Consider the following 17,621-nt stretch of genomic DNA (forward strand, 5'->3'; position numbering starts at 1 on the left):
TGCTGGAGGCTTGAAGGATATGGAACGCGATCTGAACGGCTTCCCGATCCCGTCGGATTACCAGATTTTCAGCCGGCGCGACGCCCTGGATATGGCGGCCATGGCGCAGCAGGCAATCGACGCCGGGCTCTTTGCGGATCGGGCCGACAACGAAATCGACCCCGCAACCCACAAGCCGCAATCGAAGTGGACCCGCAAGGACGGCACGACCGGCCAGCGTGAGGCGTGGCGCCGCGAACTGACCGGTTACCAGACCGGCCAGAAGGAGAAGGCCAAGGCAAAGGCCAAGCGCGAGGGCGAGCCGCCCACCATTTCCCCCACCCCGTAAGGAGGAGTCCGCCGATGAGCCGCTCCGCCCGCGCCATCCCCCTGTCCTGCCTCGGCCCTGACGCCCTGCGCCAGATCGACAACGTGCTCTTTGCCGAGCGCGAACAGGGGAAGCTGCGGGCGGAGAAGAAGGCCAACAAGTTCGGAGCCGAGCGCACGAAGGTTGACGGCGTCTGGTTCGACAGCAAGGCCGAAGCCAACCGCTGGTCTGTCCTGAAACTCGAAGAGCGCGCCGGCCTGATCACCGGTCTGGAGCGCCAAGTCCCCTACGACATCACCATCAACGGCGAACACATCGCCAAATGGATTGCCGACTTCCGCTATGTCCGCGACGGGGTGGCCGTCTGCGAGGACGTGAAGGGAGTGCGGACGCCCGTGTACCGGCTGAAAGCGAAGCTGGTCCAGGCGATCCACGGCATCCGCATCACGGAGATTGCAGCATGAGCAAGAACCCCAACGACGTCGGCGGGATCGCCGCTGACCGGCTGAAGAGCTTCGTGGAGCGCTGGGAGCGTCTTCAGGAGGAAATCAAGGGACTGCGCGAAGACCAAAAGGAGATCATGGCCGAGGCCAAGGGATCCGGCTTCGACGTCAAGACCATCCGCCGAATGATCAAACTGCGCGAACTGACGCAGGAGGAGCGCGACGAGCAGGAGGCGCTGGACGACCTGTATAAGGCCGCCCTTGGCATGCTGAACGGCACGCCGCTGGGAGATGCCGCGGTGCGCCGGCTGTCCCGCAAAAGCGCGGCGCCCCCGCCGCCCGCCGCGAATGGCGACCAATCCGACATCGAAGATTTCACCAAGCCGGCAGCGAACCCAGAAGCGGATGAGCAGCAGCCCGACCCCGGGCCGACGATGGAGGAGGCTCGCTCCATGGGCCGCGATGCCGCGAAGGCCGGGAAGCCCGTGACGGACAATCCGTTCCCCGCTCGCGACCAGCGCCGCGCCGCTTGGGACGAGGAGTGGTGCAAGGCCGCCGGCTCAGACGGCATGGACATCCCCGACGCGTGGAAGCGGGCGAAGAAGTCGGCCGGCAGCGATGAAAGGAAGGCGGCATGAGCCGGAACGTTCGCGAGATGCGGCCAACGTTTATCGACGTCCCGCCCGACATCGCCCGCTTTGGCCGCGTGCATCAACCGTCCGATGCGGAGGCCCCCATCCTCACTGGCCCCGTCCGCGCCGCCGTGCACCGCTGGCTCGTGGAACTGCAATGCGAGGAGGAGCTGAAGGCTGTCGGGCTGTCCCCGCGCCGCACCGGCATCTTGGCCGGGCCTCCCGGTTGCGGGAAGACGACGCTGGCGCACCACCTGTCCGCTCGCCTCGGCGTGGCTCTGGTGGAGGTCAACATGCAGACCATCGTCGGGTCGCATCTTGGGGAGACCGGGAACAACCTGCAAAAGCTGTTCTCGGCCGCGAATAGCCGGCACCAGGAGTTGGTGTTGTTTCTGGACGAGATCGACGCTATCGGCACAAAGCGGCAGTCAGACGGGACATCCTGCGGCAACGAGCGCAACGCGATGGTCATTGCGCTGATGTCGATGATCGATCACTACCCAGGCGCCGTGATCGCCGCGACCAACCGCGCCGAAGACATCGACCCGGCCCTCTGGCGCCGGTTCGGCCTTCAGCTCGACATCGGACTCCCTGATCCCGACAGCCGTTACGCGATACTGGCGCGCTACCTTGCGCCTTTCTCATGGGACGAAGACGCGGTTGGGTTGGTCTGTGATCTGACCAACGGCGCCACCCCGGCGCTGCTGCGCAACTTGATGGAAGGGATCAAGCGAGACCTGATCCTTCAGGCTCGCTTTGGCGGGGAAAACACACCGGAAGCGGTGATCGGGCGCGTGGTGGCCGCCATTCAGCCGCACGCTGAAACCGCCCGCCCGCCCCTCTGGGCCGACACAAAGGTCATGCAGCGCCTGTCGGGTCTGCCCTGGCCGCCAACCCGGGGCGCCGCATGACCCCCGAAACCCGCGCCATCCTCTGCGCCACGCCGGCCAGCCGATCCGGGCAGGCCGCCCGCGCCTCCACCATCGCCGACGCCGCCGGCCAGGACATCGCGTCGACGCAGGTCGCGCTGAACACCCTGGTCGGCATGGGGCTCGTCGATCAGCAGCGCGTGCCGCGCGACCTGCTGTTCAGCCGGACCGAGAAGGGCGACCGGGTCGCTCGGGAGGGTGGGCGATGAGCCAGAACCGATCCCACGCGGTCATGGCGCAGCGCGCCGAACCGCACGACAGCCTTGATGATTTCCCGAGCCCGCCCTGGAGCGTCCGCGCTCTGTGCGAGCATGGCCTGCCGATGAACCTGTTCCCGCACAACCTGCGCGCACTCAGCGTGTGGGAGCCGGCCGCCAACCGTGGCTACATGGTCGCGCCGCTGAGAGAGTATTTCGGCAGCGTCCGCGCCTCCGATGTCCACGACTATGGCGCCGGCTTCGAGGTGCTGGACTTCCTGATGCCGATCCGGCCGGCCGAGCTGCCGGACATGGTCATCACCAACCCGCCGTTCCGGCTCGCCACCGCCTTCGTGCGCCGCGCGATGAGCGTGGCCCGTCTCGGCTGCGCCATGCTGGTCCGCGGCACCTGGATGGAGACGCTGGAGCGGTACGAGCTTTTCCAGGAGATCCCACCGTCCCTGATCGCGCAGTTCGCCGAACGGGTGCCGATGGTGAAGGGGCGGCTCGACCGCAAGGCCAGCACGGCGACGGCCTATGCGTGGGTCATCTTCCTTCACGGGCAAACCGACACTCGGTGGCGCCACATCCCGCCCTGCCGCAAGACCCTGGAGCGCGCCAGCGACTGGCCGGCCGATGAGGTGGCGGCATGACCACCAACACCGCCCCCGGCCTGGAACTCGCCGCCAGCGTCGCCCGCAACCGCGCCAAGCTGATCCGCAAGGCCACGCGCACCGGCAGTGCCGCGGCCATCGCCTATGACGACCTCGCCACCGAATACGAGCGCATGGCGGCGCGGGCGAAGGCGCAGGACAGCCAGCCGGACCTTCTCACCAGCCCGGCAGCCGCGCCGGCCAACGCGGCGGAGTAGCACACGATGAATCCCGAGGGCGGCTACACCCGACAGTACCGGCGCATGTGGGACAACCCTGTGTTCCGCTCCTACCAGGAGGCTGCCGTCTTCTCCTGGATGAAGGACACCGCGCAGTGGTGCGAGACCACGATCCGGACGAAGTTCGGGCCGGTCAAGCTGGGCGTCGGCGAACTGCTGATGGCGGAGCGTCCGACGGCCGAAGCCTTCGGTCTGCACCGCAACACCCTCCGCTCGCTAATTCATCGCATGGTCGCTGAGGGTATGATCGAGCCTTTTTTGGACCGCTGCCCGCAACGAGCTGGGACCGTATACCTCATCAAGAATTACAAGGTATATCAAGGCATTAACGAGGGTTCTGAAAACAGCGAGGACCGCAAAAGGACCGCAAACGGGACCGGAGCAGGACCGCAAGAGGACCGCAAAAGGACCAAGAACAAAGAAGAGAATAAAATAAAAGAACTTACCAAGGAGGCTGACGCCTCCTTGGGCGCCGACGGCGCCGATGACGGCCAGCCTCAGAGCGACGAGGACGACCCATCGCCGCCCCTCGATCAGCCGACCACTGACGACCCATCCGACCCGACGGACGCCGAGCTGGTCTGGGGCAGGGGGCTCCAGTGGCTCGCCAAGTCCACCGGCAAGAAACCCGACCAGATGCGCGGCCTCGTCGGCCGCTGGTGCAAGGGCGGACGCGAAGCCGTCGTCCTGGCCCTGATGCGTGAATGTCGCGAGCACAGCCCCCCAATCGCAGACCCCGTGCCCTGGATCGAAACCGCCCTCGCCAACCGGAGCGAACCCAATGTCCGACAAGCCCAAGGCCCCCAGCAACATCGTCCCTCTGCCCGGTCGTACGGCGAAGACCCTGCCGCCCGCCGTCCTGGAGTCCTCGACGGTCTGGCTCACCGCCTGGACCCCAGCGGAGCCGCTGCCGCCGGAGGTCCGCGGCCAACTGCCAGTGCTGGTCGCGTCGGCTGAATCGGCGCTCGCCCCGGCCGACGTCCAGCAGTTCGCCGTGTCCATGGACGAGCTGATGCAATGGGTCGAGCGCTATGGCGTGATCCCGCTGGACGCCAACCCGGCCCGTCGGCGCGCTCAGATCGCCGATACCGTGCGAGGCTATGACGCCGCCCTGTCCGACCTGCCGGCGGACATCCTGCTCAACGCGGTCCGCGAGACGATCCGAACCCACCGGTACCGGACCCTGCCGATGCCGGGCGACATCCGCGCCTTCGCCGAGACCGAGTTGCGGGAGCGGCAGACGCGCCTGCTGCGCCTGAAGACCGCGGCCATGATCGCTGAGCGCGAGGCCAAGGCCCGGGCGGAATACAGCGCGCCGCGGGAGCGCACCCCGGAGGAGATCGCAGCCGCCGCCGCGATGGCCGAGCAGGTCCGCGCCATGCCGGTGGTGCCGCAGACGGTGCCGGCCCAGGCGGCCGACCTGAAGCCAGATCCGGTCAGCGATCACCGCGAGGCCGTGCGGCGCGTCATGGCGGAGACGCAGGCGTTCAAGCGCGTGCCCAAGCCGTGGGAGCGCGCGGCCAGCGGCACCGCCAGCACGGAGGGAGGCGCGAATGGTTGACAGCATGAACCGCTACACGGGCCGGCCGCACTGCTGGCTGAACCCCGTCAAGCACCCGCCCGAGGCGCTGCCGCCCCGTCAGGGCTGGTGCTGGGACCAAGCGGCGGCCTGCGCTGACGCCGCCAGCAACGACAGCCGGGCCCGGCAGTTCGCTCACACGCCGGGCTGCCGTGGCTGCTCGCGCCGATCCCGCGCCATCCAGATCGAAGACGGCCGGATCGCGCCCTACCCGCCGCGGACAGGCCGCGCTGCACAGCTCGTCGAAACCGCCAAGCCCACGGAGACCGCACGATGACCGCGATGCCGACCCCCGCCAGCTTCGCCGCCGCGCCGACCCTGCCGCCGGCGTCCGTCGCGGAGGACACCCGCCTGCCGGTGACGTTGTGGGAGCTTCTGGTCTGGACCTACGGGCCGCAGCGTGCCGACCGGCTGGGCTTCGGGCATTCGACCTGGAGCCGCGCCGCATGGGCCGACCAGCTGATCGGCATGGACGCCGACGGGCCACGGCCAGGGGTGCATCCGGATGCAGCGGCTGTGCACCGGGTCGTCGCCGGGCTGCTGGACCACGACGTTGCGCAGCTGGTCATCGAGGCGGCCAGGACCGGGATCGTGCCGGAGCGGTCGGACGCCAAGCCGCAGCCGGTGGCGCGCCGGAGGGATGGCCATGGCGGGGCAGCGCCCGCGACTGAGGGCGAGTGGGTTGCTATCCAGCAAATCCGCCTGACCAGGGCCGAGCGGGAACAGCTTGCGGCCAGCGATGACCGCGGCGTCGTCGAGCGGTGGGCCTGCGGCGGTCGCTACCGGTGGCGTTACCGCATCAGCCTGCGTCGGGCAAAGGCCGTCAACCGTGACAACCCGCCGGTGGATCAGGTCTGGTCGCCATACTGCCTGCTGGACTACAGCCCGGACCCAGCCTTCATCGCCATGACCAACGCCGTCGCCGATGCGTTCGAGGCGGCGATCCTGACGCTCGATGAGGCGCTTGGCCAAGTGCCGTTTCGGACGCGGCGGATCATCGACATCCCCTAACGCCCCAGCCCAACCGACCTTCACGACGAGGAAATCATGATCACCGCCACGCTGACCTGCGAAGACACCGCCGAAGCTCTGGGTATCGCCGTCACCCATCGCACGCCGATCCTCGCGCTCTGCCGAAAGCTGGAGGAAGCCGGACACGCTGACCAACCGATGACTGTCCTGCGTGACGGCAAGCCCTGCCTGAACGTCTCCAGCATCCACGCCGCGGCGAAGCGGACCGTCGTCGAGAACGACAAGACTGCCGCCCGGTGGGGCAAGTTCGTCCCGTTCGTCCGGTTCATGGACGAAGAGGGGGTGGCGGTTCCCGCATAAAATCGACGCTAGCCCCCTTGCATCGCGTCGCCCATGCGTCCTGGACAAGCGGATGTACATCGAGACGGGCGTGGGGTTCAGAGGCCACTCAGCGACGCGATTTTGAGGGTGGGGCGATCCGCATGGATGGTCGCCTCACCCGAACGGGGCGATCCTCATGTGTGCACGCGCACGAGGGGCATTCCCAGAATTGCGCACCGCCTACCCCTTGACAGGATGATTTCTCCGAAATTGCGGCGAAAACGCTAACCGACTGGAGTAGAAGCGCTATTGACGCAGAAAGTGGGGCATGGTACGGGTATGGTCGAAATTGCCGAAATGTGGGCTGCGCAGGGGAACCTTCGCGGCCCTTTTGCTTTTCTGGAGCGCGCCTGTGGCTGAACCCTCGCCCGATCTCGCGAACGCCGCCTCGGGCCTGATCGGTCCGGCCTTATCCGCAGCCGTCGGAGTCCTCATGCGACACAGCCAGCTTGCGCAGCGTGGCGACCGCAAGATGCTGTCCGTCCATCTGCTCTACGAGGTGCCCACCGTCCTGGGCGTCGGCATCATCGCCGGCGGCATCGGGGACTACATGGGCATGAGCGTCACGACGATCTCCGCCGGCGCGGCCATCCTGGGCTGGCTCGGGCCCAAGGGCATCGACATGGTGGTCGGAGCCATCGCCAAGCGGTTCGGGATAGGATCGTTATCCCAGATGGCGCCGCCTTCGGCCGCCATCGATCGGTTGGACATGGGGCGGGACGGGAAGTGAGCGAGAGGAAGCAGGTCGATTGGGAGAAGGTCGAGGCGGAATACCGCGCTGGACGTGGTCGCTTTCCATTGGGAGAGGCCGGAGCGGTTTCCGTCATCAAGCTGTACCTTGACAGCGCGGGCACGATAGAGCGGGCCTTTGGTCTGCCGCAGATCATCAGGGTCGAGCAGGAGTTTGGTTTCCCGCGCGGAAGGGCCGATTTCGTGTTCTTCCACGCCGATGGTACCGCCAGCATTGTCGAGGTCAAAGACGCCAAGTCAGACCGCGACATTCTGGGCGGAATTGGGCAGCTCATGTCGTACGCCGTCCAGATGGGCTATTCCCGGACGCTCAAGCACATCCGCTGCATTCTCGTCGCCCCTACCATCGGTACCGACTCCCTGCTCTACGCGCAGGCATGCGAAAGGGCCGGCGTGATGTTTGTTCCGATTGGTGCCGTGTTGGAGCACGAGATTATCTGGGCGGAAGCGGCGGCCGATGTGATGGCCCGCAAAGAGATGAGCGGCGCCGATGACGAAGCGCGGAACGGTTGATTGGGCGGCGTGCGAGAAAGAGTACCGCACAGGCACTCTTTCGAACCGGCAATTAGCGGAGAAGTTCGGCTGCACTGAAGCGGCAATCCGCGACAGAGCCAAGCGTTACGAATGGTCGCGCGATCTCTCCGACGAGGTGCGCAAGGCCACAAATGCGAAGCTTCTTCGCGAAGAACTGCGCAGGCCCATAGGGGAGGATGCGAAGCTCGCAGATGAGGAGGTTGTCAGGCAGGCGGCCGACGTGCGCGTCTCCGTCGTCCAGACACACCGCAAGGACATCAAGTCCCTTGCATCCCTCACCGAGAGGCTGCGCAACAAGGCAGACATTCTGCTGAATGATATCGGCGATCTGAAAGGGCTGTCCGATGCGGTGCAGGCAGTTGAGGGATTGGCCCGCACAACCGCCAAGCTGATCCCGCTCGAACGCCAAGCCTTTAACCTGGACGCCGCGGAAGACCCCGACGATGACAGGCCGCAGGTCAACATCTACGTCCCGTCCAACGGTCGAGATTAGGCCGCAAGTCGGACCGCAGGAAACGTTTCTCTCCACCTCGGCCGACATCGCCATCTACGGCGGCAGTGCCGGCGGCGGCAAGTCCTGGGCTCTCCTGCTGGAGGCGCTGAGGCACAGCAACAATCCGCAGTTCGCCGCGGTGTTCTTCCGCCGGACGACGGTGCAGGTCCGCAACCCCGGCGGCCTGTGGGACGAAAGCGTCAAGCTGTTCGGCGTTCTCGGGGCCAAGCCGCGCAACGACGTTCTAGAATGGAGGTTCCCCGGAGGCGGGAAGGTGAAGTTCGCGCACCTCGAACACGAGTCCAACGTCTTGGACTGGCAGGGCGCGCAGGTTCCGCTGATCTGCTTCGACGAGCTGACCCACTTCACCGAGACGCAGTTCTTCTACATGCTGTCCCGCAACCGGTCGATGTGCGGTGTCCGGCCCTATGTCCGTGCCACCTGCAACCCGGACGCGGACAGTTGGGTGGCGTCCTTCATCGGCTGGTGGATCGACCAGCAGACGGGCTATCCGATCCCGGAGCGCGCCGGTCGGATGCGGTGGTTCGTTCGCATCAGCGACACGCTGCATTGGGCCGACAGGGCGAGCGAGTTGACGCCGGAGAAGCTGGGTATCTCGCCCATTGGACCGGACGGCAAGCCGCTCCAGCTTCAGCCGAAGTCGGTAACGTTCATTCCGGCCACGCTGTCGGACAACAAGGCGCTGATGGAGGCCGACCCCGGCTATCTGGCGAACCTGATGGCGCTCCCGACAGTCCAGCGGGAGCGGCTTCTCGGGGGAAACTGGAAGGTCCGCGGCTCGGGCGACATCCTGAAGCGCTCGTTCTGGCAGCCCTGGACGGAGAAGGATTTCCCAGAGCCGACCCTGGCGTTCGCATCGATCGACACCGCCTTCACCGAGAAGGAGGAGAACGACTGCTGCGCCTGCACGGTCTGGTACGTCTACACCGACGACCTGGGCAACACGCGGGTGCTGCTGCGATACGCTTGGCGCGAGCGGCTGGAGTTCAACGCGCTGGTGGTCCAGATCGAAGAGACCCGCGACTTCTTCAAGCTGGACAAGCTGCTGATCGAGGCGAAGGCCAATGGCATCAGCGTGATGCAGGAGCTTCGCCGCCGGAACCCGCGGGTGTCGATCACCGGCATCAACCCGACGGGCGAGGGCGACAAGGTGGCCCGCGCACACGCCGTGACGTCGATCTTCGGTTCCGGATCGGTGTTCGCGCCGGTCCAGATGGACACGAGCGAGAAGCCGATGTTCGCGCCGGACGGAGAGCCGATGTGGCGGCCGTTCGCATCCATGGTCATCGACGAGTGCGCGGCCTTTCCGAAGGGCGCGACCAAGGACATCACCGACACCGTGACCCAGGCGCTGAACTGGATCCGCAAGTCGGGCATCGAACTCTACGAGGAAGACGCGCCGGCCCCGCCGCCCGTCCAGCCCCGCGGCGCGCTGTACTGAGCGCCCAGACCCCTTTCGCATCGGTCGCATCTGCGGCCGGTGAGGACACTTCACCCTGACAAAGCAACGGAGCAAGGCAATGGCCGAGCAGAAGACAGTCAAGTACGACCTGAGGCAGGTTACCCGCTGGGTGCTGACGCGAGCGGAGATATCGCCCATCTCGGCGGGATGCGACGACGTTGCCGAGTTCCGCCGCCGCGACGAGGCTGTCCGGGTGTTGAACTCGCTCCGCCGTGCCGATCCGGAATGTTGGGAGCCGCAAGCGCCAGTCGATGCGGTTGACGCTGTGGTCCAGCCCCTCACGGACATGGTGGCTATCGGCCTGGACGCCATGCTCTCTGCGGCGAGCGTTCGCGTTCTCCCTGCGGAACGGCTCCGCGGCGCAACTCGCGCCGAATTCCGATATGGCTTTGATCGCGACGGCGATCATGACGAGGCATCCCTGATGCGCAGTCTCGTCGGGTCGGCCTACCAGTGGCTTGAGCAGGCCTGCTTTGGCGATGGCTCGACGCAGCTTCGGCGTCCGCATGACGTCGCCTGGATCGAGCGCCCGAGGGTCTATGACCACAGAGGCAAGCGCTGCATCAGCTTTGCCATCGCCACAATGGGCCGCGCGCCGGACGCCGATGTGAGGGCGTCTCTCTAACCCCTTCCGCCCGCTGCCATGGGCAACGATGCTGCACGAACTCCTCGGGCTGGCGAGCGGATCGGTTCCGCTTCTCCAGGCATCGGGAGGATGGCAGCGCCAACCTGAGGAGACCTGAGATGGAATTTAACCACGACACCATCAAAGCCTGCGCCAGCAGTGGCGCACCAGGGAACGCGCAGATGCACCAGAAGATGCAGGCGATTGCGTCTCGGGCGGGCCAGGACGTCTGCGTCAAGGCCGAGCCCCCGCTGCTGGTCGAACTGTACGAGCGCCTGTCGCACACGCGGCAGGGCCTGCGCGCCGGCGTGGATCGCATCGACGCCTTCAACGACCGCGTCCTGGGCGGCAAGCCGACGCCGAGCGTCGGCAACAACACGGGCTCCGGCCCGGCCTCCTCGAGCGATGCGCTCCGGGATCTCGTCAACGAGATCGCGATGCTGACCGAGGAACTGCTCGGCTGCGCGTCCCGTATCGAGCGGATCGGTTGACCATGGCCGCCTGTCGCCACTGCGGCCTGGGCGCCGGCCGCCACTTCGATGGGTGCCCCGGTGCTCCGGTCGAGACCGTGGCCGTCACGCCGGATCGGTTGGCGTGGCTGAAGCGTCCGGAGGTTGGTGAGCGCGTGTGGGAGCTGCCCAACGGCACGCTCTACACCTTCGCTCCCGGCGCGCCGCAGATGGTGACCGTGCTGAAGGAGTCTCTCCCATGACCGCCCTCCAGTTCGCCAACCTCTGCCTGACCATCGGCGCGGCGGTCGGCATCGTCGGCCTGTTCGCGCTGTGGTGGGACATGAAGGGTGGGGACGAGTGATGGGCGCGTGCGGCGGTGGCCTTAACGAACTGATCGTCTACGCCATCGCGTGGACGCCGCTTCTGCTGTGGGTGGCGTTCGGCATGTGGTGGGAATGCCGCGAAGGGCGGAAGCACTGATGCCCATCCCCTCCACCACCTTCCTCCGCGCCGCCATCGCCATGGTGGAGGCCGCGCGGCTTCGCATGGGCCAGAAGGGCTGACCATGCCGCTCATCCCCACAACCCTGGCCGAGCTGCAACACGTCGTCGCGGCCGACCGCACCATCGACAAGCCTGTCGCCTACGCCTCGCGCACGCACGTCATCTTCAACCATGCGGGCAAGGACGAGCCTGCCGCGGTTGGCGCCGCCTGGGATGAGGTGTCTCGCCTCCAGCCCGGCGGGTCGCTGTGGTGGGAGACGCCGCTGTCGCTGGAGCGAAACCCCATCACCGACGCCATCGTCCTGCGCGGCGCACTGACCCTGACGTACAAGGACTGACCCCTTGGGCATCTCCACCCCCGACATGCAGGGCGCCGGTCTCGGCGCGCCGATGGACGTTCTGCTGCCCGGCGACCAGCCGCAGCCGCAGGTCACGCCGACCGGCGCCGTCGTGACCGAGGAAGAGGATGGGTCCGTCCTCGTCGACCTGGACCCGTCCGCCGGCGCGCCGGGGCTGGCAGAGATGGGGTGGGGCGCCAACCTCGCCGAGGCATTGGACGAGTCCATCCTGTCCGGCATCGCGGCCGATCTGCTGCTTGGCGTCGAGGCCGATGACGCCAGCCGGCAGGAATGGCTGGAGCAGTATGCCGAGGGCGTGAAGCTGCTGGGCATCAAAACCGAGCAGCGCGACAAGCCGTTCCCCGGCGCGGCCGGCGTCTATCACCCGCTGATGCTGGAGGCTGTGCTTCGCGGCCACGCCAACGCCCGGGCGGAGATGCTGCCGGCCGCCGGGCCGGTGCGCGTCGAGATCGCCGACGATGCCGATCCGGAGACCGAGCAGCAGGCCCAGCGCAAACAGACGTGGCTGAACTACTACCTGACCACGGTCTACGAGGGCTATTACCCCGACTTCGACCAGATGCTGCTGGTCTGCTTCATCTCGGGCTCGGCCTTCAAAAAGGTCTATCGGGATCCCGTGAAGGACCGGCCAGTCGCGCCGTCGATCCACCCCAAAGACCTGATCGTGAATTACGGCGCGACCGCGCTGGAGGATGCGTCGCGCATCACCCACCAGTTCACACTGTCGGCCGGCGACCTGATCCGCAACCAGCTGGCCGGCTACTATCGTCGCATCGACCTGTCGCAGCCGACCGAGGATGCCCGCGGCGACGCGGCGACCGAGGTGCAGGACCTGACCGACGGCCGCGCGCCGGTGCTGGCTGAGGGCGACGAGGAGCACACGATCTACGAGGTCCACTGCGAACTCGACATCGATGTCCCCGGCCTGCGTCATGAGGCACCGAACCCCGACACCGGCTTGATGGAGCCGACCGGCCTGCCGCTGCCCTACATCGTCACGCTCGACCGCGACAGCTGCCGCGTGCTGCGGTTGGCGCGCAATTGGGAACAGGGCGACGAGCAGCTGCGCCCGCGCGACTGGTTCGTGCATTACCAACTGATGCCGGGCTTGGGCTTCTACGGCTGGGGCTATGCGCACGTCCTGGGCGGCTCGTCGGATGCTGCGACCAAGCTGCGGCGCCAGATCATCGACGGCGGCACGCTGGCCAACTTCCCTGGCGGATTCCGGAACAAGGGAATCCGGATGGATAACGCCAGCACCATCGGGCCGTGCGAGTTTGTGGAGATCGACACCGGCGGCCTGCCCATCGATCAGGTCATCATGCCGCTGCCCTACAAGGAGCCCGGCCCGACGATGGCCGCCGCCTTGATGGACGTCGTGTCGTCGGGTCAGCGCGTCGGCAACACGATGGACATGCAGGTTGGCGACGGCCGGCAGGATGCTCCGGTCGGCACCACCGTCGCGCTGCTGGAGAAGGCACAGCGGCCGGAAACAGCGCAGATCAAGCGGCTGCACACCGCGCACCGCAAGGAGCTGAGGCTGCTGGCCCGGCTGTTCGGTGAGGAGGAGGGCGCCACCTACACCTACCGCGCCAACGGTCAACGCGGGCAGGCCATCGCCGCCGACTTCCGCGACACCGAGGACGTCCAGCCGGTCAGCGATCCGAACAACCCGACGCAGACCCAGCGCCTCGCCATCGCCCAGGCCACGCTGCAACTGGCCGGTACCACCCCCGGAATGGACCGGGCCTATGCGACGCAGCGGATGCTGGTGACGCTGGGGTACACGCCATCGGAGGTGCAGCGCCTGATGCCGCCGCCCCCGACCGCCGTTCCGCTGGATCCGATCAGCGAGTTCGCCAACGCCATGCGCGGCGCACCGCTTGCCGTCGGCCCGCAGCAGGTCCATCAGGCCCACATCATCGCCCATCAGGGTCAGGTGCAGATCGCGCAGGCCACCAACCCGGGCGCCGCCCAGGCCTTGGCCGCCCACATCGGCGAGCACGTCGCCGCGCTGTACCGCCAGCAGCTTCAGGCGATGGCGCCCAACATTCCGCTGCCGCCGCCCGGCCAGCCGCTGCCGCCGCAGATCGAGGCGCAGCTTGCCGCCGCTGTCGCGCAGGCCACCGGCCCACTGCTTCAGGGCATCCAGGCCAGCATGGCGCCGCCGGCCAAGGGCGCTGCCGGTCCGTCGCCGGAAGAGCTTCAGATGCAGGTGCAGGAGAATCAGATCCGCGTGGCCGAACTGGAGCAGCAGCGCGAGGAGAGCGAGCGCAAGGCCGAGCAGGCCGCCCGCCAGGATGCCGTCGAACTGGAGCGCCTGCGCATGACCATGGCCGACAACGCGGCCGAGCGGGAGCAGCGCCGCCAGGACAATCAGGTCAAGGTCATCCAGGAAGCCGCCCGCAAAGGCGCGGCCGACCAGACGCATGCCACGCAGCAGCTCGGCCATGTGGCGCAGATCGTCACCGGCATGGATGGGCTGGCCGGCGCGGCGCAGCACACCTCCACCAAGCGAAAGGGTCAGCAGTGATGGACCAGCGCGCGAAGGCCGGCAAGATGCTGGCGGACTGCGGCTATGCCCGCGGCGGCAAGGTGAAGCCGATGAAGGTTACGCGGGCCAAGAGCGCCCCGCCTCCTCCGATGCCGAAGATGGCCGCGCCGATGGGCGAGCCGGACGGCGACGAGGCGATGTTCAAGCGCGGCGGCCGCGTGAAGAAGGGCGGGTGCTGACGTGACCGAAACCGTCAGCTTCGCCAGCAACGTCCTGCGCCAGCTGGACGACGCCGTGTCGTCCGCCAAGTCCACGATCCTGGCCGGCAGTGCCCAGGACTTCCCCGAATACCGCCGCCTGACTGGGCGGCTGGCCGGGCTGGAGGAGGCCCGCGCCACCATCGTCAAGACGCTGGGTGACGATGCCAAGCACCTGCACACCGAACGGAGAGAGTGATGAGCGAAGAACAGGCCGCGCCGGCCGTTCCTGAAGTCGTGACGTCGGAACCGGTCTCCCCGGTGGAAGCGCCGGCAACTGATGCCGCGCCGGCCCTGACCCTGGCCCATGTCCATGACGACCTGCTGGCCCACTATCGCGCCATCGAGCACAACGTCGAGGCCCACGTCCTCGGCCCGATCTGGTCGCTGATCGAGCGCATCAAGGCGGAGATCTCGCTGTGACGCATGAAGAGCTTCTGTCTGCCATCGGGAGCGATGTCCGGCCGACCGGCTACAACGTCCTGTGCGCCGTCTACATCCGTCCCGAGCGCACGAAGGGCGGCATCATCCTGGCCGACCAGACCCGCAAGGAAGACGAGTTCCAGGGCCGCGTCGGTCTCGTCCTGGCGCTGGGGCCCGACGCCTATGCCGACCGCAACCGCTATCCCGGCGGCGCGTGGGTCAAGCCCGGCGATTGGGCGATGGTTCCGAGCTACGAGAACCAGGCCGGCAAGTTCAAGTACGGCGACTATCTGCTGTTCACCGTGCCGGACGACCGCCTGACCACCGTCGTCGCCGATCCGGCCAAGGTCGCCTGATGTCCACCCTCTCCGCCGACGCCATCGCGCTGGTTCGCCGCTTCACCGAGCGGCTGATGCGCGATCCGGTCCTGACCGTCACGCTGTCCCATTTCGAGGGATTGCCGTGGGAGGAGGTCGACGGCGGCGTGGAGCGGGATGCCGGGCGCCAGATCCTTCGCATCGAGAAGGACCAGATCATCACCATCATGACCGACGGCATGGCCGGCGGCATCCGTCAGCCTCTCTGACCGATGCCCAGCCCCGTCGCCTCCGCTTTGTCCCAGGCCGCCCATCTGCGGCTGGCCATGGGGCATGTCGACGACGCCAACCTGATCGCTGTCTTCCAGGACGTCGGCGACGCCGCAATCCGCGCGCGTCTCGCCGAACTGTCCCTGGTGCCGGCGCAGCGGTGCGTCGTCTCCGCCGAGCAATGCGCCTTCCTCTCGCGCGTGCTTGCCCTTCGCGGCCGTGAAAGCCGCGCCGACCAATAGGACGATGATGAGCGACGATTTGCAGGATGCCGGCATGGAGGTCGAACTCCCCGCCGGAACGGAGACGGCTGCGCTGGATCAGCCGGGCTCTGCCGACCGGCAAGGCACTCAGCCCGGCCGCCGGGCCGAAGACGACGAGGGGCTGTCCGAGCGCGTTCAAAAGCGCATCGGCAAGCTGGTCGCCCAGCGCGACCGCCACCGCAACGCCGCCGTTCTGGAGGCGGAGCGCCGCGCCAACCTTGAGCGCGAAAACGCCGAACTGCGCGCGAGGCTAACCAGCACCGTGCAGACCGGCCTCACCTGGGCGGAGCAGAACGCCCAGCAGGAACTGGAGCGGGCCACCGCAGACGCCCAGACGGCCATGGATTCCGGCGACGCCGCGAAGATGGCCGAGGCCCAGCGGCGGATTGCCTCCGCCACCGTGCGCCTGGAGCAGGTCGCGCAGGCCAAGCCCCAGCAGCAGGCGGAGCAGGATCGCCAGCCCGCCCAGCAGCACCAGCAGCAGCCGGCTCAGCGGCAGGAAAGCCCCGCCATGGCTGCGTGGCGGTCGGAGAACGACTGGTTCGGCGCCGACCGCGCCTTGACCCAGGCGGCCGTCGGCCACCATTACGGCGCCGTCGCCAAGGGCCTGAAGCCCGAGACCCCCGAATACTTTGCGGAAATCGACCGTCGCATGCGGGCCGATTTCCCCGACGCGTTCGAGGACGACGGCTATGCCGAACAGCCCGCGGCCCAGCAGTCGCAGGCCCGTCGCCCCGCTGCCGCCGGTGTCGCTCCGGTGACGCGGCAGGCTGCCGCCCCCGCCGGAACCCCCGGCGCCGGCAAGGTCCGCCTGACCGCCGATCAGGTCAGCATCGCCAAGTCGCTGGGCCTCACCCCCGAGGCCTACGCCAAGTCCCTCGTCGCCCTCCAGAAGAAGGGGAAGCTCGCATGAGCCAGACTCCGCGCGCTGCCACCACGCGCAGCACCGACACCCGCGCCGCCGTGCAACGCCGCGGCAGCACCGCCGACGGTCGCGGACGCCTGCATATCGATCCCCGCCTACTGCCGCAGGACGTCGAGCTGAAGTGGGTCCGCGAGACCTACCTCGGCCAGCACGATGGCGACAACGTGCAGGCCAACATGGAAGACGCGTGGGAGCCCGCTCTGTCGGCGCAGTACCCCGCTCTGGTGCCGCCGCCGCTGCCCGGCGCCCCGACCGACACGCACGGCCTGATCCGGCGTGGCGGCATGATCCTGATGCAGCGACCGAAGGAGTACGGTGACGAGGACCGCGCCGCCTTCGCGAAACAGAACGCCGAACTCCTCGCCTCCGTCGACCGGGATCGCAGGGGCAACACCCAGCTTCTCGACGGCGAGAATTTCCAGGCCCTCCGCCAGGATCCCAACGAGAACGCGGCGACCGTCCGCAAGGGCCGTTTCGCCGACGCATGATCGCGTGGCCCGCGCCGGGCGCGCTTCCGTCGGTGACGGCAATCACCCCATCATCATAGGAGCCACACGATGGCAAACGTCTCCGCTCCGCTGGGCTTCAAGCCCGAGCGGCGTCTCGACGGTGCTGCCTGGACCGGCGCGGTTGCTTCCTACCGCATCGCCTCCGGCTACAGCACCAGCATCTACAACGGCGATGTCGTCAAGCTGATCAACACCGGCTATCTCAACCGGGCCGGTGCCGGCGACCAGATGCGCGGCATCTTCATCGGCTGCGAGTACACCAACGCGGCCGGCCAGCGGATCAAGTCGCCGTACTGGCCCGCGTCCGTCACGACGCTCGCTAGCCAGGACGTGACCGCCTTCGTCATCGACGACCCGAACATGGTCTTCGAGGCGCAGATGAACGCCGCCGCAACGATCCCGGCAGACCTGGGCGCCAACTTCAACATCGTCGCCACCGCCGGCAGCGCCGCGACCGGCCTGTCCGCCGAGCAGTTGGATTATTCCACGCTGACCACCAGCGCCGCGCAGTTCCGCCTGATCGAGGTGGTGAGCCGCCCGGACAACGACCCCACCTCGGCCTACGCCAAGGTGCTGGTCGCGCCGGCGCTGCACGACTTCCGCGTCAACACCGGCATCTAAGGAGCAGCCGC

Annotated in this window: 30 protein-coding genes; all 30 read left to right on the top strand. The window is 67.5% G+C overall.

Annotated features, from left to right (window positions below):
* Positions 1 to 328: hypothetical protein (locus tag ABNQ39_RS00005; RefSeq protein WP_376956321.1), on the top strand; the 328-nt coding region annotated here is incomplete at its 5' end.
* Positions 329 to 342: 14 nt separating this feature from the next.
* A complete protein-coding gene (locus tag ABNQ39_RS00010; RefSeq protein ID WP_376956323.1) occupies positions 343 to 771 on the top strand; it encodes a DUF1064 domain-containing protein in 429 nt (142 codons plus the stop codon).
* On the top strand, positions 768 to 1,388 hold the full coding sequence (locus ABNQ39_RS00015; protein WP_376956325.1) for a DUF2312 domain-containing protein: 621 nt from the start codon (positions 768 to 770) through the stop codon (positions 1,386 to 1,388). Before ABNQ39_RS00010 ends, ABNQ39_RS00015 begins: the two co-directional genes overlap by 4 nt.
* Entirely contained in the window at positions 1,385 to 2,293 is a 909-nt protein-coding gene (locus tag ABNQ39_RS00020) for an AAA family ATPase (protein WP_376956327.1), read from the top strand. Before ABNQ39_RS00015 ends, ABNQ39_RS00020 begins: the two co-directional genes overlap by 4 nt.
* The gene (locus ABNQ39_RS00025) at positions 2,290 to 2,520 is read left to right on the top strand and encodes a hypothetical protein (protein ID WP_376956329.1); all 231 of its coding nucleotides are present in this window, start codon (positions 2,290 to 2,292) and stop codon (positions 2,518 to 2,520) included. Before ABNQ39_RS00020 ends, ABNQ39_RS00025 begins: the two co-directional genes overlap by 4 nt.
* Positions 2,517 to 3,161, top strand: a complete 645-nt coding sequence (locus ABNQ39_RS00030; RefSeq protein ID WP_376956331.1) for an SAM-dependent DNA methyltransferase — start codon at positions 2,517 to 2,519, stop codon at positions 3,159 to 3,161. Before ABNQ39_RS00025 ends, ABNQ39_RS00030 begins: the two co-directional genes overlap by 4 nt.
* Complete coding sequence (locus tag ABNQ39_RS00035; RefSeq protein WP_376956333.1) at positions 3,158 to 3,379, top strand: hypothetical protein; 222 nt, start codon at positions 3,158 to 3,160, stop codon at positions 3,377 to 3,379. The genes ABNQ39_RS00030 and ABNQ39_RS00035 overlap by 4 nt, the downstream gene beginning before the upstream one ends.
* A gap of 6 nt (positions 3,380 to 3,385) precedes the next feature.
* Positions 3,386 to 4,357 (top strand): hypothetical protein, encoded by a 972-nt coding sequence (locus tag ABNQ39_RS00040; protein ID WP_376956335.1) that lies wholly within the window; start codon positions 3,386 to 3,388, stop codon positions 4,355 to 4,357.
* Entirely contained in the window at positions 4,338 to 4,961 is a 624-nt protein-coding gene (locus ABNQ39_RS00045) for a hypothetical protein (protein WP_376956337.1), read from the top strand. Before ABNQ39_RS00040 ends, ABNQ39_RS00045 begins: the two co-directional genes overlap by 20 nt.
* Entirely contained in the window at positions 4,954 to 5,256 is a 303-nt protein-coding gene (locus tag ABNQ39_RS00050; protein ID WP_376956339.1) for a hypothetical protein, read from the top strand. Before ABNQ39_RS00045 ends, ABNQ39_RS00050 begins: the two co-directional genes overlap by 8 nt.
* Entirely contained in the window at positions 5,253 to 5,990 is a 738-nt protein-coding gene (locus ABNQ39_RS00055; RefSeq protein ID WP_376956341.1) for a hypothetical protein, read from the top strand. Before ABNQ39_RS00050 ends, ABNQ39_RS00055 begins: the two co-directional genes overlap by 4 nt.
* A gap of 36 nt (positions 5,991 to 6,026) precedes the next feature.
* Positions 6,027 to 6,311 (top strand): hypothetical protein, encoded by a 285-nt coding sequence (locus tag ABNQ39_RS00060; RefSeq protein WP_376956343.1) that lies wholly within the window; start codon positions 6,027 to 6,029, stop codon positions 6,309 to 6,311.
* Between the two features lie 289 nt (positions 6,312 to 6,600).
* Positions 6,601 to 7,062: a phage holin family protein gene (locus ABNQ39_RS00065; protein ID WP_376956345.1), complete on the top strand. Its 462-nt coding sequence runs from the start codon at positions 6,601 to 6,603 to the stop codon at positions 7,060 to 7,062.
* On the top strand, positions 7,059 to 7,595 hold the full coding sequence (locus ABNQ39_RS00070) for a hypothetical protein (protein WP_376956347.1): 537 nt from the start codon (positions 7,059 to 7,061) through the stop codon (positions 7,593 to 7,595). Before ABNQ39_RS00065 ends, ABNQ39_RS00070 begins: the two co-directional genes overlap by 4 nt.
* A complete protein-coding gene (locus ABNQ39_RS00075; RefSeq protein ID WP_376956349.1) occupies positions 7,573 to 8,109 on the top strand; it encodes a hypothetical protein in 537 nt (178 codons plus the stop codon). The genes ABNQ39_RS00070 and ABNQ39_RS00075 overlap by 23 nt, the downstream gene beginning before the upstream one ends.
* A complete protein-coding gene (locus tag ABNQ39_RS00080) occupies positions 8,060 to 9,571 on the top strand; it encodes a terminase large subunit domain-containing protein (RefSeq protein WP_376956351.1) in 1,512 nt (503 codons plus the stop codon). Before ABNQ39_RS00075 ends, ABNQ39_RS00080 begins: the two co-directional genes overlap by 50 nt.
* Before the next feature lie 79 nt (positions 9,572 to 9,650).
* Positions 9,651 to 10,217 (top strand): hypothetical protein, encoded by a 567-nt coding sequence (locus ABNQ39_RS00085; RefSeq protein WP_376956353.1) that lies wholly within the window; start codon positions 9,651 to 9,653, stop codon positions 10,215 to 10,217.
* Between the two features lie 119 nt (positions 10,218 to 10,336).
* Positions 10,337 to 10,708 carry a hypothetical protein gene (locus ABNQ39_RS00090; protein WP_376956355.1) on the top strand — a complete coding sequence of 124 codons (372 nt, stop codon included), beginning with the start codon at positions 10,337 to 10,339 and terminating at the stop codon, positions 10,706 to 10,708.
* A gap of 2 nt (positions 10,709 to 10,710) precedes the next feature.
* Positions 10,711 to 10,929 (top strand): hypothetical protein, encoded by a 219-nt coding sequence (locus ABNQ39_RS00095; protein ID WP_376956357.1) that lies wholly within the window; start codon positions 10,711 to 10,713, stop codon positions 10,927 to 10,929.
* A 305-nt stretch (positions 10,930 to 11,234) separates the two neighbouring features.
* Entirely contained in the window at positions 11,235 to 11,510 is a 276-nt protein-coding gene (locus ABNQ39_RS00100) for a hypothetical protein (protein ID WP_376956359.1), read from the top strand.
* A gap of 4 nt (positions 11,511 to 11,514) precedes the next feature.
* Positions 11,515 to 14,064 carry a hypothetical protein gene (locus ABNQ39_RS00105; RefSeq protein WP_376956361.1) on the top strand — a complete coding sequence of 850 codons (2,550 nt, stop codon included), beginning with the start codon at positions 11,515 to 11,517 and terminating at the stop codon, positions 14,062 to 14,064.
* Positions 14,064 to 14,264, top strand: a complete 201-nt coding sequence (locus ABNQ39_RS00110; RefSeq protein ID WP_376956363.1) for a hypothetical protein — start codon at positions 14,064 to 14,066, stop codon at positions 14,262 to 14,264. Before ABNQ39_RS00105 ends, ABNQ39_RS00110 begins: the two co-directional genes overlap by 1 nt.
* A gap of 1 nt (position 14,265) precedes the next feature.
* Positions 14,266 to 14,481 carry a hypothetical protein gene (locus ABNQ39_RS00115; protein WP_376956365.1) on the top strand — a complete coding sequence of 72 codons (216 nt, stop codon included), beginning with the start codon at positions 14,266 to 14,268 and terminating at the stop codon, positions 14,479 to 14,481.
* A complete protein-coding gene (locus ABNQ39_RS00120) occupies positions 14,481 to 14,705 on the top strand; it encodes a hypothetical protein (RefSeq protein ID WP_376956367.1) in 225 nt (74 codons plus the stop codon). The genes ABNQ39_RS00115 and ABNQ39_RS00120 overlap by 1 nt, the downstream gene beginning before the upstream one ends.
* On the top strand, positions 14,702 to 15,061 hold the full coding sequence (locus ABNQ39_RS00125; RefSeq protein ID WP_376956369.1) for a hypothetical protein: 360 nt from the start codon (positions 14,702 to 14,704) through the stop codon (positions 15,059 to 15,061). Before ABNQ39_RS00120 ends, ABNQ39_RS00125 begins: the two co-directional genes overlap by 4 nt.
* On the top strand, positions 15,061 to 15,291 hold the full coding sequence (locus ABNQ39_RS00130; protein ID WP_376956371.1) for a hypothetical protein: 231 nt from the start codon (positions 15,061 to 15,063) through the stop codon (positions 15,289 to 15,291). The genes ABNQ39_RS00125 and ABNQ39_RS00130 overlap by 1 nt, the downstream gene beginning before the upstream one ends.
* A 3-nt stretch (positions 15,292 to 15,294) precedes the next feature.
* Positions 15,295 to 15,534 (top strand): hypothetical protein, encoded by a 240-nt coding sequence (locus ABNQ39_RS00135; protein ID WP_376956373.1) that lies wholly within the window; start codon positions 15,295 to 15,297, stop codon positions 15,532 to 15,534.
* 4 nt (positions 15,535 to 15,538) lie between these two features.
* Entirely contained in the window at positions 15,539 to 16,468 is a 930-nt protein-coding gene (locus ABNQ39_RS00140; protein ID WP_376956375.1) for a hypothetical protein, read from the top strand.
* Positions 16,465 to 16,968, top strand: coding sequence for a hypothetical protein (locus ABNQ39_RS00145; protein ID WP_376956377.1), 504 nt, complete (start codon positions 16,465 to 16,467; stop codon positions 16,966 to 16,968). The genes ABNQ39_RS00140 and ABNQ39_RS00145 overlap by 4 nt, the downstream gene beginning before the upstream one ends.
* A 69-nt stretch (positions 16,969 to 17,037) precedes the next feature.
* The gene (locus tag ABNQ39_RS00150; protein WP_376956379.1) at positions 17,038 to 17,610 is read left to right on the top strand and encodes a hypothetical protein; all 573 of its coding nucleotides are present in this window, start codon (positions 17,038 to 17,040) and stop codon (positions 17,608 to 17,610) included.
* Positions 17,611 to 17,621 lie beyond the last annotated feature (11 nt).

The sequence above is a fragment of the Azospirillum sp. A26 genome, assembly GCF_042604635.1.
Classification (GTDB): Bacteria; Pseudomonadota; Alphaproteobacteria; order Azospirillales; family Azospirillaceae; genus Azospirillum; species Azospirillum palustre.

Excerpts from the sequence above, each read along its gene's own strand:
- ABNQ39_RS00010 (WP_376956323.1), top strand. The coding sequence starts at position 343 with ATGAGCCGCTCCGCCCGCGCCATCCCCCTGTCCTGCCTCGGCCCTGAC.
- ABNQ39_RS00015 (WP_376956325.1), top strand. The coding sequence starts at position 768 with ATGAGCAAGAACCCCAACGACGTCGGCGGGATCGCCGCTGACCGGCTG.
- ABNQ39_RS00020 (WP_376956327.1), top strand. The coding sequence starts at position 1,385 with ATGAGCCGGAACGTTCGCGAGATGCGGCCAACGTTTATCGACGTCCCG.
- ABNQ39_RS00025 (WP_376956329.1), top strand. The coding sequence starts at position 2,290 with ATGACCCCCGAAACCCGCGCCATCCTCTGCGCCACGCCGGCCAGCCGA.
- ABNQ39_RS00030 (WP_376956331.1), top strand. The coding sequence starts at position 2,517 with ATGAGCCAGAACCGATCCCACGCGGTCATGGCGCAGCGCGCCGAACCG.
- ABNQ39_RS00035 (WP_376956333.1), top strand. The coding sequence starts at position 3,158 with ATGACCACCAACACCGCCCCCGGCCTGGAACTCGCCGCCAGCGTCGCC.
- ABNQ39_RS00040 (WP_376956335.1), top strand. The coding sequence starts at position 3,386 with ATGAATCCCGAGGGCGGCTACACCCGACAGTACCGGCGCATGTGGGAC.
- ABNQ39_RS00050 (WP_376956339.1), top strand. The coding sequence starts at position 4,954 with ATGGTTGACAGCATGAACCGCTACACGGGCCGGCCGCACTGCTGGCTG.
- ABNQ39_RS00055 (WP_376956341.1), top strand. The coding sequence starts at position 5,253 with ATGACCGCGATGCCGACCCCCGCCAGCTTCGCCGCCGCGCCGACCCTG.
- ABNQ39_RS00060 (WP_376956343.1), top strand. The coding sequence starts at position 6,027 with ATGATCACCGCCACGCTGACCTGCGAAGACACCGCCGAAGCTCTGGGT.
- ABNQ39_RS00065 (WP_376956345.1), top strand. The coding sequence starts at position 6,601 with ATGGTACGGGTATGGTCGAAATTGCCGAAATGTGGGCTGCGCAGGGGA.
- ABNQ39_RS00075 (WP_376956349.1), top strand. The coding sequence starts at position 7,573 with ATGACGAAGCGCGGAACGGTTGATTGGGCGGCGTGCGAGAAAGAGTAC.
- ABNQ39_RS00080 (WP_376956351.1), top strand. The coding sequence starts at position 8,060 with ATGACAGGCCGCAGGTCAACATCTACGTCCCGTCCAACGGTCGAGATT.
- ABNQ39_RS00085 (WP_376956353.1), top strand. The coding sequence starts at position 9,651 with ATGGCCGAGCAGAAGACAGTCAAGTACGACCTGAGGCAGGTTACCCGC.
- ABNQ39_RS00090 (WP_376956355.1), top strand. The coding sequence starts at position 10,337 with ATGGAATTTAACCACGACACCATCAAAGCCTGCGCCAGCAGTGGCGCA.
- ABNQ39_RS00095 (WP_376956357.1), top strand. The coding sequence starts at position 10,711 with ATGGCCGCCTGTCGCCACTGCGGCCTGGGCGCCGGCCGCCACTTCGAT.
- ABNQ39_RS00100 (WP_376956359.1), top strand. The coding sequence starts at position 11,235 with ATGCCGCTCATCCCCACAACCCTGGCCGAGCTGCAACACGTCGTCGCG.
- ABNQ39_RS00110 (WP_376956363.1), top strand. The coding sequence starts at position 14,064 with ATGGACCAGCGCGCGAAGGCCGGCAAGATGCTGGCGGACTGCGGCTAT.
- ABNQ39_RS00120 (WP_376956367.1), top strand. The coding sequence starts at position 14,481 with ATGAGCGAAGAACAGGCCGCGCCGGCCGTTCCTGAAGTCGTGACGTCG.
- ABNQ39_RS00130 (WP_376956371.1), top strand. The coding sequence starts at position 15,061 with ATGTCCACCCTCTCCGCCGACGCCATCGCGCTGGTTCGCCGCTTCACC.
- ABNQ39_RS00135 (WP_376956373.1), top strand. The coding sequence starts at position 15,295 with ATGCCCAGCCCCGTCGCCTCCGCTTTGTCCCAGGCCGCCCATCTGCGG.
- ABNQ39_RS00140 (WP_376956375.1), top strand. The coding sequence starts at position 15,539 with ATGATGAGCGACGATTTGCAGGATGCCGGCATGGAGGTCGAACTCCCC.
- ABNQ39_RS00145 (WP_376956377.1), top strand. The coding sequence starts at position 16,465 with ATGAGCCAGACTCCGCGCGCTGCCACCACGCGCAGCACCGACACCCGC.
- ABNQ39_RS00150 (WP_376956379.1), top strand. The coding sequence starts at position 17,038 with ATGGCAAACGTCTCCGCTCCGCTGGGCTTCAAGCCCGAGCGGCGTCTC.